Genomic DNA, 12,421 nt, shown 5'->3' on the forward strand with positions numbered 1-12,421 from the left:
TGAGCAGTAAAAAAATCGGGATTAGAAATCCCGTTTTTTTACGTGCTTATCTATAAAAATATGAGTTCAAAAAAATAAAATTTCGTTAACAAAAGAAGTTATGTTTTTATGTGTTACTTTATAAGTGGAGTGTTTAATTCGTGATGATAGAGTACCCGCTATGTAAGTAATCACAGTTTCAAACTTCGCTACGCTCGTTTGAACCAGTGATTACTTACGCGGGTCCTGCCGGAGGCCGAAGCAAAAGCAACGTCAAAATCAAACGCATTCACTTATAAAAATTACGCTTCCGCTTGAATTTTTAACGCTCAAAAAAACAAAAAACATAAATCAACAGAGGAGAAAATGAAGAAGATAACAATACTAAAACGAGATGAAAACTATTCAAATATTACAGGGCTTTCATCAAGTCTTGAACATTCATTGCGCATAAGAACAAAAGATTTTGATAGTCTTATCTATGATGATGAACTATCAAAAGATAATAAAATTTTCTACAAAAATGAATTCAAAATCGGAAATAACAAAGACGATAATCAAGCAATCTTTGACGAAATTTTTAGCAAAATAAAATCAGAAATAAACGCAAATACAAAGACAGATTATGAAAAAGTAGAAGCAGACAAACAAAGAAAGTTTAAACATAAACTGATGAAATTTGTCAGTGACGCAGATGAAGATATTAAAGATTATGTATTAAATGCGATTGATGATTTTAACAAGTTTGACAGTGAACAATATAAAATCTTATTAGAATCTAATAATGTAAAACGCATAAATGAAAAAGTTAATTGCTTGAAAAGTCATTGTGATTTAGCTGAAAAACTACAAGCATCAAAACTCAAAAAACTAAAATCAGATACGAACGTTGTTAAAGAAGTCATTCTTGTAATTCCTAAAAAAAATGACATAGACGTTTCTGAAAAAACAAGCGACTTCTTGTTACAAACAGCAATTGAATACTACAAAGAAAATCATCCAGATAATGAAATTTTAGTCGGTTTTAGTCATTCTGACGAATCGACAAATCATTGCCATTTGTTTATCAATATGAAAAACTCAAAGACAAATGAATACGATTTTGTAAAACAAGAACAAGTCATTGCAGAAAAAAATAAAGCGTTATCAATACGTGAACAACCAACGCCCGCAGATTTTGAACATCCTAATCGCACTGAAAAGCGCAAAAGCAAGCTTTTGCTTGACGAAAAAAATCGCTGGCGTGGTGAAACATTACAGCGAGTTTTTTACAAAAAATTCAATCAACTATCACAACAAAACAATATGAAACTTGAAGCAGTGTTTAACGTAAAAAGTTCTTCGACTGATGAAGCATATAAATTTATGAATGAGCAATCGAAATTGCCAAAACATTTGCGTCAGTTGAGCTTTTTAAATCTGCAAACAGAGACAATGCAAAAAGAAATTGAAACCTTGCAAAAAGCACTAATAGAAGAAAAATCAAAAACCGAAAAAACTGTCAGCGTTAGAAATGAAAATAGCAAAGTAATAAACAATCAAAGAAATGAACACACGAAAACAAAATCAGAACTCGAAGCGTTAAAATATGAAGTTTCAGAGTATAAACAGAAGAAAAAAGCTGAAAGTGATGAGCGAGACAAAATAAGAGAAGACGTGAAAAAGCTCAAACAAGACGAAGAAACTCATAAACAGTCAATCATACAATTCGAAGAAAAACAAAAAGAGTCAATTAAGAAATTCACACAAGAATACTTTATAAAAATCTTTGACGAAATGAAAACCCTGTACCAGCAAGTCCTTGGGCTTAAACCGTTCTTCGATAGAAATTTGAAGCGTTCTATATTAGGTAAGACTTTCTTAAAGAACGATTTGCTTGACGAAGAAGAATTTGATAATCGAGTTAAACAGATTGTCAGAGATAAAAGCACTGCGTCGTTAGAACTATATAACTCAATAGATAGACATTACGACAAAAACGATAAAGAGCTTGAAGCGAGAACGAAAAAATGGACTCAAAAAGAAGTTAAACATCGAGCAGCAAATAACAGAACATCAGAAAATGAATTTACTCAATTTCTTGATAGAAGCGCGCCAGAAAGTCGAGCTACACACGAAAACTCCATAACACAAAAAAACAAACTCACTTAAAAGCCAGCCCCGCTGGTTTTTAATCGGCAGTTGAATTTTGTTTGTAGACAATCATCCGTATCTTTAACACGATAACCCCACTTCACTTTTTTAATATACTCAAATCCGCTTTGGGTTTCAGCGTCAATCTCTATGATTATTGACTTGATAAACTCATTCGCATATTCACAAAACTCCCAGAATTTATTCGCTTTTCTTAATTCTGCGAGCTTTACAAAAGCATTGTTTTTCAAGGCCAATCTTAATTCGTTGGGTTCTTTATTGAAAAATCTGTCAAATGTTCTCCATAGCACTGATTTTGTTTTTCCGAAAAAACCGTACATATGATAATTCCACAGGCGAGCAACAGCCTTGTTTTTCATCGCCTCATCAGACTTATCACGTAGACTTTTAATCACGTATTTCGTGATATAGCTCGCTGGGCTCGCTGCTTTTTTTCCTATTTTTTGAGCTTCTTCTTTTGAGATACGAACAATCCTCACAGCATTTTCACTATGAGAGTAGTGCTTATGAATAAGAGAAATTAAATCGTCCGTTTGGTCAGGACGAACAAAAAACATCGAGTGCATATGAACACATTGGTCTTTGTGAGCTTCTTTACACCACATTCCAAGCGTTTCAATCTCGTGTCTTTCTCTGTCTTTGTTCAGAGCCACAAGGCGTTTAGAAAGCCAGTCAGAGGCATCTCTCGGTGTTGAGCCATTCCAACAGTTTCGCCCGTTTGAAGGATTTGAATGAAATTCTGCTGGACAAGTAAATGTCGTAAATAAAGCCACATAGCCTTTACTTTCTGCGATTTTTTCTAAATCTTTAACTTTCATATAGATTTCAGATGCCTTGCGTTCGTCAGTCAAGGCAAATTGCGAAAGCGGTATAGAATGTTCTTCCCCCGTTTTTTCGTCCTTAAAGATTACTTCTGTATTCTCAACATAGTCTTGTTGTTCAATATCCTTTTCGTGCTGATATTTCAGTAGTTCTTCACTGCAATATACTTGGCCGTTTTCACCAATCTTTCTATTTTTCATCAAGTGAATTTCCCTTTGTTTTCTTGCTATTCTCCTTATGATGTTTCGCAATCGACGAAATGTTCTTTTGTCTTTTTTATCGAACTCTTTATCTATGAATGTCATGTCACTAGCAAAACCTAATGCTTCATTAGTAACGAAGTATTCATCAAGCTTGTCATAAATAGTCCCAGGGCAACGCAGGTCTGAAAATTTTATATTTTTATATATGGCAATGCTTTCCAGTTCCTTTTTTAGAGCGGGAATAGTGCTTGCTTGAAGTATTAGGCCTTTGAGGTAGTCGTTAGCAGAAAGGTAGCCAAATAATTTATTAATTATATTTGCGAAAGCAATTGTCTCTTTGTCGTAATTGTCTATTTTTTCACGATAATCAAATCCAACTTTTTTCTTTGCTTGTAAAATATCTATTGAAACTGGGGGCATGCCATCCCAAACATCTTTGTAGTTACCACTCGAATAGCCCTCTGAATCACTTAAAAAAGGCAATGTAGTATGAGGGGTATAGTTAAACAATAATGAAAAGGTTTTGGTAGTTGAGCTAAATTGAGAGATTGCTATCTCTATCTTACGTTTCAATTCGTAGATATTTATCTCTGATTTCAAATACAAGGAAATATCAGAATTTATTTCTGAAATATTTTCTTTGCTTATTGTTTGCTTTTTATTTAAAAAAGGTATAATTAGGTTATGGTTAGATTTCATTTGTTTTAATTTAGCTTGGTAACTTAATTATAACAAATGAAAAATAAATACAAGAGCTGAAAGGCTCTTTTTTATTGTCTATATTTTAGTGGTGTCGCTTTTCAATAACAATGTCGTAATTATGTAAGTCTCTTAACCTCAACGGTTAATATCTATAAAAATGGAATTCGCTGAAAGCCACGGATTTAGAGGTTGCGACAGTTATTTTAGAATTATCCAAGAAAGGCAAGAGCAAAAGCAGAAAATCAAAATCATTAGCCTGACGGCTCGGCTATACACTGCATCTCTAATAGCTCATTAAAAACGGATAAATCCTAGTAACAAAATCCGTTACTCTGGCTTAACTGCCAGTCCCTACCGTCCATATCTTTTACAGTACTATTAAATGTTGGCACATCGCCCATTGATGAAGCCGGCATCTCTAAAATGGTGGCCTCACCTTTATCCCAAAATATTACTGCGTAAGTGGCATATGACCGGTAGCGAGAATAGTTTCCGGTAGCTGCCATTAAGTCAGAGCCACTTAAAACTTTTGCATTCACTTCATAAGCCTGTGACCAGCCATATTCTTTTTTGTATTTAACACACACTTTTTCATTTTCTGCGGCATTAACTAAAAGAGGTACTGTAATTAACGCCAAAAGCAGGATTCGCGTATAACTATTATTCATTTAATAAAATCCTTGTACGCATTTATTACAACTATTTGGCGCGCAGCCGTTTAGCCGCTAATCGCATAATACAAATCGTTGTTACAGTTCCAAGCTATTCAGTGCTGGAAGTAATTTCATCACTCGATTTTTTTCTATAATTTGCTTCATCTACGCTTTTTTTATAAAAAGGATGTAAGTGTTTTTCTACATATTTTTCGAAATGAAGAGTTTCTGCTCTTGGCAATGAGGCACTCGCTCTGAATTCATTAGCGAGCATCCAAGCTTTATAACCATTGTAGCCCACAATCTTATGCACCTCCCACAATTCGTCCCACCCATTTTCATCATCAGTCAGATTGGCTAGCAGTGAATCTGTCATCAACTCCTCTGCATATATAGATAATGCTTTTGACGCAAGCGATGGATTTACTTCCTTCCAATTAATGTCGCTCGGAAAAGTAACCAGTCGAGGCCTATTTCCGTTTGTTAACTCATAAGAACGCTCGTCGTAACTATACCTCTGCCCATAGTACTCATTGCCACTAATAAATTCGGAGCATGAGAGAGCATAGCTTTCTAAAATTACCGCCACCCTAATCGATGAGTACTTTTTTTCTTTTTGATTGTTTAGAAATAAAAAGATTTTATCTACGAATAAAGTTAAGCCAACTGTTACCAATCCCGTACCAAAAATATACGGAACAAACTGTTTGAACACTTCTTGTGATTCCATTAGAAATTCCCTTTGTCATTTCGCCCATTTGGTAGCACTGCGTGGCTATCTGCCTTCATCATCATCACTAGGACGTGCAAAATCAAGCAATCGCCTGTCTGTATGACGCGAAAATAGCGATGAGCAATTCAAGAGACGATACGTGAGCCGTAGTTTTAAAGATTCTACAAAAAGAGCCAGTCATTGCGTTCATCGGTGTGCGTATTTCGTGGCTCATGGTCGCAAGGAAGGTACTTTTGGCGCGGTTGGCCTCGTCGGCACGCTCCTTGGCTGCGCGCAGCTCATCGAACAGTTGGCGCCGCTCGCTGATGTCGATCCAGCCTCCGATGATGCCCTGGACTTCGCCGGTCGAGTCGCGATAGGGGAGGATCCAGTGATAAATCGTCAGTTTTTTTCCGCGAATATGCAGGGATCGATCCAGGATCAGTGGGTTGCCTTGCACGACCACACGCTGGTAGTCGGCGTGGTATTGCGACGCTTCTGTTTCCAGTGCCGTATTGATCTGAAGGGCACTTTTCCCGATCACATCCTCACGCTTTACATCGAATACCTGCAGGTAGCTGTCGTTACAGGTCTGCAGCAGACCCTTGCGGTCGCGTACGTAAATCGGATGAGGCGTTTCATTGACCAGCGCGCGCATGAACTCGAACTGATCGTTGAGGGCGCGCTCGGCCATCTGGCGATGTTTTATCTGGCGGCGCATGTAGGCGTTCCAGCCCAGCGAGATCAATAGCAGCAGCCCGGTACCGATGATGATCTTGGCAATCAAGTCATGGTAATCGCGCCAGTAGCTGTCGGAGGCGGCGGTGTAGCCTCGCCAGCGGCTGTTGATCACACCGAGTTCATCCGGCGCGATACTGAGCAGCGCCTTGTCCAGTATCGAGCTCAATTCCGTGGCGTCGCGTGAGGTGGCCAGCGCGAAGAGGGCGGGCAGTGTGCCGATGCTGGTGCTGATCTGCAATCTGTCCTGGAAGATGTGTGAGGAAAGCAGGTAGTTGGCGACCACCAGTGAGTTCACCGCACCCTCGACTTGCCCTTGGGCCAGCAATTCCGAAGCTTTGAAGGTGTCACTGGTTTCCACCAGTTGGATGTGTGGGAAGTCCTTGCGAAGAACGACTTCCAGCGGGTTGCCCTCGGTGATCGCCAGGCGTTTGCCGGCCATTTGCTCCAGGTTTAAAGGGGCGTCAGGCTCTTTGCGCGTTAGCAGTACGTAGGAGTTTTCCAGGTAGGGGCGGCTGAAATTCAGCTCCGTCTCTCGCTCGTTGCTGGGCACAATGGCACCGATGATATCGGCTTTACCGGTGTCGATTTGTTCGATCATCGCGTTGATGTTACGCCCGCGTTGAATCTCGAAGCGTAGCCCTGTGCGCAGGCGTATCAGTTCCAGGAGGTCGGCGGTGATGCCACGGAAATTGCCATCGGCATCAAAGAACGTCAGCGGCGCAAAGGTTTCGTTGGCGATGACCTTGACCACGGGGTGTGCTTTGAGCCAACGCTCTTCGCGTTGGGTCAGTTGCAGTTTCTGATCGGTCAGCAGAATGTCGCTGCCGGCACTCCAGCGTTTGGCGATGTTTTCCCGTTCATGGGTGGGCAGTGCTGCCAGCACGGCGTTCACGATGTTCAATAGGATCTGCTGGTCCTGGCGCAGGGCAAAACTGAACCCGTAGGCTTCGTGTTTGCCGAAGTTGGCCATATGGATGTTTTTCAGGTAGCCCTTGTTGATCATGTAATGGGTGGAAATGGTATCGCCAAGAAACACATCAGCCTGGTCGAATGCGACAGCATTCAGCGCATTCTGATAGGAGGGGTAGGCACGAATAATGGCCTTGGGGTACAGCTTTTGTACCTCCTCCAGTGGCAGGTAGTGGTAGACCAGGCTCAAGCGAAGACCGGCCAGGCCATCGCTCAGGCTGCGGGTTTCCCCTTCGCGCGTTACCAGAACAGGCTGATCCACGGCATACGGTGCCGAAAGGGTGAGCAATGGATGTGTGGCTTCAAAGCCGTTGGAAGAACCCAACAGATCGATTTCACCTGACGCCAGCGCCTGGATGGACGCCTCCCTGGTCGGGTAGCGCTGCACCCTGACGGGCAACGCCAGTGTCTTGGCCAAGACCCCAGCGTAATCGGCAGTGATGCCTTCATAGTCGCGCCCGCTCGACGTGATATCGAAAGGCGGGTAGTCGGGGGCTGCCGTACCCAGTATCAGTTCACGTTTGTTCAGCAGCCACCGGCGTTGAGTGTGGTCCAGTGGCGTGTCAAGTTGGACGTTCCCTGCTCGGCTCAGTAAATTGTAGTGCTCCGGTTGTGTGGCAGCTGCGAGCACGGTGGTGCTCAAGCACACGCCTGCGCTCAATATAATGAAATAGTCCTTTATACACTTCGGCATCCGCTTTCTCACACCAGAGCGTTTCGTTTTGCCAGCTCGATAAGTTCTACCAAGGACTTTGCTTTCAGTTTTTGCATGAGTCTCTTTTTATAAGTGCTGACAGTTTTGTTACTTAAAAACATGCCTTTGGCAATTTCCTTGTTTGTACGGCCTTGTGCAAAAAGTTGCAAAACCATTAACTCTCGATCGTTCACTGTTTTGAACAGCTCCAGCTCTTCGTAGTTTGCTTCCGGTCCACACGTGTTCAAGGCCTGGCTGGGAAAATAGTTATAACCGGACAATACGGCGCGGATCGCACTCAGCAGCTCACTCAGATCACCTTCCTTGCACACATAGCCATCAGCCCCTGAGCGCATGCAGCGGGTAGCGAACAGGGTGGGGGTTTGCGCCGTGAGGATAAGGGTTTTCATCGAGGTGTTCATGGAATTGAAGCGGCATAACACTTCGAGCCCATCCAGTTTTGGGATGCCGATGTCCAGAATGATCAAGTCCGGGAGGCATTCGCGAACCATTTGTATCGCGTCGCAGCCGTTGTCGGTTTCGCCAACGACTTTATAACCTTCGTGTTCCAGCAGCATTCGAATGGCCAGCCTGATAACAGGGTGATCATCGATGATGAAAACTGTGTTCATAATCACATTCCACGCAAGTGCAAATAAAGCGGGCACATTAGCTCAGAAGTTGAGGGGAGAGGACGAAGCAGCGGGGGGCGGGATGCAAAACAGGAATGTTCCTACAACAAAAACGGCTAGGGCTCACGTATTGCGAAGGCTTTGTGGGCATTCATGTCGGTACTTCAGGTTGTTTGAGGGGCGATCCCCATGCCTGATACAGTCTGGTCCATTTCCGGTAAGTTATCTTAAGGCGGGATGTTTAATTTCCTACATTGATGAAGGCCATGAGTTCGTCCTGGTTCAGTGGTTTTGATAAGTAACCCAGCAGTGGCAGATTACGCCGAAGGGCCTGCTTGCTCAGATTCTCCAGTTCGATCACAGGTAAACCGCTGAGTAAAATGGCAGCCGCGATAAAACACCGGCGGCTGGCTATTTCTATCAACTCCAGTCCAGGCAGGTCGGGCAGGCATTGATCGCACAGCATGAGGTCGAAGGGGGTTGAGCACTGCGTCATCAGTTGGATCGCTTGCCCTGCGTTTTCAGCCAGCGTCAATTGGTCGAAACCAAAGTTGTTGAGCAGGCACTGGGTGGCGAGGAGCTGAAAGGGGTGATCCTCCACCACCAGGAGACGAAGGTTGGACTTGAGCATAGGTAGGGCACACGGTGAGTCAGATGGCGATTGGGCGAGACGTAAAAACGTGCGCGATTGTTCATCGGATGCTTGTACGAATTCGATCAGTCCGCTCTGTTCCCTTTGTAGGTAGCTTCCTTTCAGGGAGCAGGCGGATGATCAACCGCTATTGAGGGCTCGAGCGTCCGGTCATTTCCCGCGCCATTTCGGTGGCATAGCTGTCGGTCATGCCGGCGATGAAGTCGATCATGCGCAGAAACGATGCGTGCAGCGGCCATTCGGGGTTCGGCGCGTTGTTGCCCAGCAGATCGAGAATGCGTCGGTTCTTGAATGATGGCGTGCGTCCGCCATGCTGCTCCAGTGCCGCGCCGCAGAATGCGTTCAAGAGAATTTCCAGGGTGGTGTAGGCGCCAATCTCATGCAGGGTCTTGCGCTTGTCCTGGAAGATTTTCTTGCGCGCCATGTCTTTGGCATCCAGCACACAACGCTTGGCTGGGCCATGCATGTGTTCAACCAGATCGCCGGGCAGTGTGCCGGCGAGCAAGGCATCCTGTTGCTCGACGAAGGCGCTCGCAGCCGCGTTGGTCAAATGTTCGATGGCTTTGCCACGCAGGATCGCCAGCTTGCGCCTGCGGGAATCCTGGGCGCCGAGTTGACGATAGGTCTGGGGTAGGTCATCGCCCACCAGGTTGAGCAGCAGCGACTCGACTTCGGCGTACTCCAGCAACTCCATTTCCAGGCCATCTTCCAGGTCGATCAAGGCGTAGCAGATGTCATCTGCCGCCTCCATCAGATACACCAGCGGGTGCCGGGCCCAGCGTTGTTCTTCGAGTTGCGGCAGGCCGAGCTTGTGGGCGATCTGCTCAAGGATCGGCAGCTCACTCTGGTAGCAGCCGAACTTGTGCTTTTTGTATCCCAGGGAGTCCGCATGCCGGGCGGTCCATGGGTATTTCAGGTAAGTGCCCAGGGTCGCGTAAGTCAACCGTGTGCCACCGTCGAACTGGTGATATTCAAGCTGGGTGAGCACTCGGAAGCCTTGGGCGTTGCCTTCGAAGTTGAGGAAGTCATTGCGCTCGGCGCTGCTCATGTCATCCAGCCAGCCACGTCCCGCGGCTTGTTGAAACCAGTGGCGGATGGCGTCTTCGCCGGAGTGCCCGAACGGTGGGTTGCCGATGTCATGGGCCAGGCAGGCCGACTGCACCACCATGCCCAGGTCGCTCGGGTCGCACCAGTCGGGCAGGGCGCTGCGCAGGGTTTCGCCGACGCGCATGCCGAGGGAGCGACCCACGCAGCTCACTTCCAGGGAATGGGTCAGGCGCGTGTGAATATGGTCGTTGCTGGAGACCGGGTGCACTTGGGTCTTGCGGCCCAGGCGACGAAACGCGCCGGAGAAGATAATACGGTCATGGTCTTTGTGAAACGGGCTACGCCCCAGTTCTTCCGGGCTGTGCAGCGGTTTGCCAAGACGTTCGCGAGTCAACAGGGTGGGCCAATCCAAGGCGGGTACTCTCCGTGCGGTGAATGACCCTCCCAGCTTCCCGGTTCAGCGCGGCCTGGGCAAGCGAAAATCTACAGCCCGGCCGCGTCGATATCGATTAACAGTAAACGCTGACCGTTATCGAAGAATTGTCCGGCGGTGAGGCAATACTGGTTGGTGGTGGCGTCACGGTAGGTCGAGGACAGGGTCAGGCGCCGCTCTTCCCAGCCCTCGGCCAGCAGATGATAGAAGTACGGGCGCCATGACCAGTTGTGGCCCAGGTAACGGCTGTCGGATTGCCACGCGTCCTGGCGCCACTCGAAGTTCGGTGTGAGTTGGGTGCCATGCCGGTCGCACTGGTAGAACCGCAGCAGCCAGGGAAATGCCGGCAGTTGCGGCAGTTTGCTCAACGGTGCCTGTGCCTGGGCCCAGGTTTGCAGGATCTTCATCAGTTCGGCCAATTGCTGGCGCAGTTGCATGACGCGCCCGCGCTCTGCCAGCTTCTGCTGGACGTAGGTTGTGCGCAACTGGGCGAAACGCGGCACGAAGGCCTCGGCGGCGAACCAGTCCAACTGCGCCTGGGCAAACAGATAGCCCTGCACATAGCGCGAACCGCACTCCAGAGCGAAGCTCAATTGCGCCTCGGTTTCCACGCCTTCGGCAATGATCCAGCAGCCGGTCTTCTCGGCCATCTGCGCCAGGGCTCGCACCACTTCGCTGCTCGGCCCACCACGGGCGGCGTCCTGGAACAGGCGCATGTCCAGCTTGAGGATATCCGGCTGCAACGCCAGCACCCGGTCGAGCTGAGAGTAACCGGCGCCAAAGTCGTCGATGGCGATGCGCGCACCGGCGTCGCGATAACGCGCGACCACGTCGGCCAGGCGTCGGATGTCGCCACCCAGTTCGGTGATCTCGAACACGATGCGTTGCGGGTCGACGCCATGGTGGTGGATCTGTTTCAGGCTTGGCAGGGCTTGGCCTGGACGCAGCCGATTGATCCAACGCGGTGAGATGTTCAGGCTCAGGAACCAGTCTTCGGGCGCTTCGTGCAAGCGGCTCAGCGCGTTGTCGCGAATCTGCCGGTCGAGCCGGCGCAAGGTCACGCCCGGCGTGCGCGGGTCAGCGAACAGCGGGCCCACGGATTGCAGGCGGCCGTCAGCCTGGCGCAGACGGCCCAGGGCCTCGACGCCGGCAATGCGGCCGGTAGCGGTGTCGATAAACGGCTGGAAGCAGGCGAGCGGTTGCCCGTCGATCACGGGGCCTCCTTAAGAACGTTGGCGAAAAAAGGCCCGGCCCTCGAAAACGAGGGCCGGGCCGATTCTGTTAGCAAGAATGCAGCCAGCCAGGCTCAACTTTTACGCGAAGAGCCCTGCATGGCCAGTTTGATCAACGGGATCAAGCCGGCGCCGAGGCGCACCAGGCGCGTCAGGCTGCTGATACCGCCGCCCTTGGCGCCTTTGCCGGTAAAGAAACCCATCAGCGTCACCGCGGCCACGCCCCACAGCGGCGCGTGCTTGATGCCCAGGCTGTCCTGCCAGTTGCTGCCCATATTGCGCACCTTGTTCAGGGGCAGCATCAGTTGCTGGGACTCATGACGGATCTCCTGACGGTGCATTTCCATGCGCAGGCGGATCAACGCCTTGCGCATTTCCCGGCGGGAAGTGGTTTGCGGGATTTCAGTGATGCTCATGGCAGCAGGCGCTCCCGGTCATTGGCCAGCTCTTCGAGGGTGGCGTGGAACGGCGTGGATTCATCGAATACCGCCGCCTTCAAGCGCACCCCGCAGAACGCGGCGGCCAAGCTGTAGAACACGCAGAGGCAGATGATCCCGGTCAGGCGGTAGCCGGTGTCCCACACCAGGATCATCACCAGCGTCGACAGCCCCACCAGCAACAGCAGCGCAAACACCAGCGCCAGACCGGCAAACAGCAGCAGACTGACGGTGCGGGCCTTCTGTTCCTGCAATTCAATGCCAAACAATTCGACGTGGCTGTGCAGCAAGCCCAGCACGGCCGCGCCCAGACGTCTTGAAGTGGTGCCCGTGGACGAGCCCGTTTCGCCGATAGACAT

General features: G+C 48.1%; 10 protein-coding genes and 1 pseudogene. 1 reads left to right on the plus strand and 10 read right to left on the minus strand.

All coding sequences use genetic code 11. The annotated features are described in order from the left end of the window. Positions 1–345 precede the first annotated feature (345 nt). A complete protein-coding gene (locus HX793_RS25730) occupies positions 346–2,130 on the plus strand; it encodes a hypothetical protein (RefSeq protein ID WP_178905551.1) in 1,785 nt (594 codons plus the stop codon). Here HX793_RS25730 and HX793_RS25735 read toward each other — a convergent pair. From HX793_RS25735 to HX793_RS25780, 10 genes and pseudogenes are all read right to left on the minus strand, one after another. After that, positions 2,127–3,857 carry a replication endonuclease gene (locus tag HX793_RS25735; protein WP_178905552.1) on the minus strand — a complete coding sequence of 577 codons (1,731 nt, stop codon included), beginning with the start codon at positions 3,855–3,857 and terminating at the stop codon, positions 2,127–2,129. The two genes, HX793_RS25730 and HX793_RS25735, sit on opposite strands and share 4 nt — an antisense overlap. A 314-nt stretch (positions 3,858–4,171) precedes the next feature. Beyond that, positions 4,172–4,528, minus strand: a complete 357-nt coding sequence (locus HX793_RS25740) for a hypothetical protein (protein WP_178905553.1) — start codon at positions 4,526–4,528, stop codon at positions 4,172–4,174. A gap of 94 nt (positions 4,529–4,622) precedes the next feature. Continuing rightward, complete coding sequence (locus HX793_RS25745) at positions 4,623–5,243, minus strand: hypothetical protein (RefSeq protein WP_178905554.1); 621 nt, start codon at positions 5,241–5,243, stop codon at positions 4,623–4,625. 175 nt (positions 5,244–5,418) lie between these two features. After that, positions 5,419–7,629, minus strand: a pseudogene (locus HX793_RS25750) (transporter substrate-binding domain-containing protein); the annotation flags it as partial. Between the two features lie 8 nt (positions 7,630–7,637). Then, positions 7,638–8,261: a response regulator transcription factor gene (locus HX793_RS25755; protein ID WP_016978470.1), complete on the minus strand. Its 624-nt coding sequence runs from the start codon at positions 8,259–8,261 to the stop codon at positions 7,638–7,640. 241 nt (positions 8,262–8,502) lie between these two features. Then, positions 8,503–8,892, minus strand: a complete 390-nt coding sequence (locus HX793_RS25760) for a response regulator (RefSeq protein WP_016978471.1) — start codon at positions 8,890–8,892, stop codon at positions 8,503–8,505. Between the two features lie 148 nt (positions 8,893–9,040). Continuing rightward, positions 9,041–10,372: a deoxyguanosinetriphosphate triphosphohydrolase gene (locus HX793_RS25765; RefSeq protein WP_016978472.1), complete on the minus strand. Its 1,332-nt coding sequence runs from the start codon at positions 10,370–10,372 to the stop codon at positions 9,041–9,043. 71 nt (positions 10,373–10,443) lie between these two features. Further along, on the minus strand, positions 10,444–11,607 hold the full coding sequence (locus HX793_RS25770) for an EAL domain-containing protein (RefSeq protein ID WP_016978473.1): 1,164 nt from the start codon (positions 11,605–11,607) through the stop codon (positions 10,444–10,446). A gap of 92 nt (positions 11,608–11,699) precedes the next feature. Continuing rightward, entirely contained in the window at positions 11,700–12,041 is a 342-nt protein-coding gene (locus HX793_RS25775) for a hypothetical protein (RefSeq protein WP_016978474.1), read from the minus strand. Then, positions 12,038–12,421, minus strand: a complete 384-nt coding sequence (locus tag HX793_RS25780; protein WP_012723020.1) for a phage holin family protein — start codon at positions 12,419–12,421, stop codon at positions 12,038–12,040. Before HX793_RS25780 ends, HX793_RS25775 begins: the two co-directional genes overlap by 4 nt.

Origin of the sequence: Pseudomonas reactans, from assembly GCF_013387025.1 — a bacterium.
In the GTDB taxonomy this organism is placed as follows: Bacteria; Pseudomonadota; Gammaproteobacteria; order Pseudomonadales; family Pseudomonadaceae; genus Aquipseudomonas; species Aquipseudomonas reactans.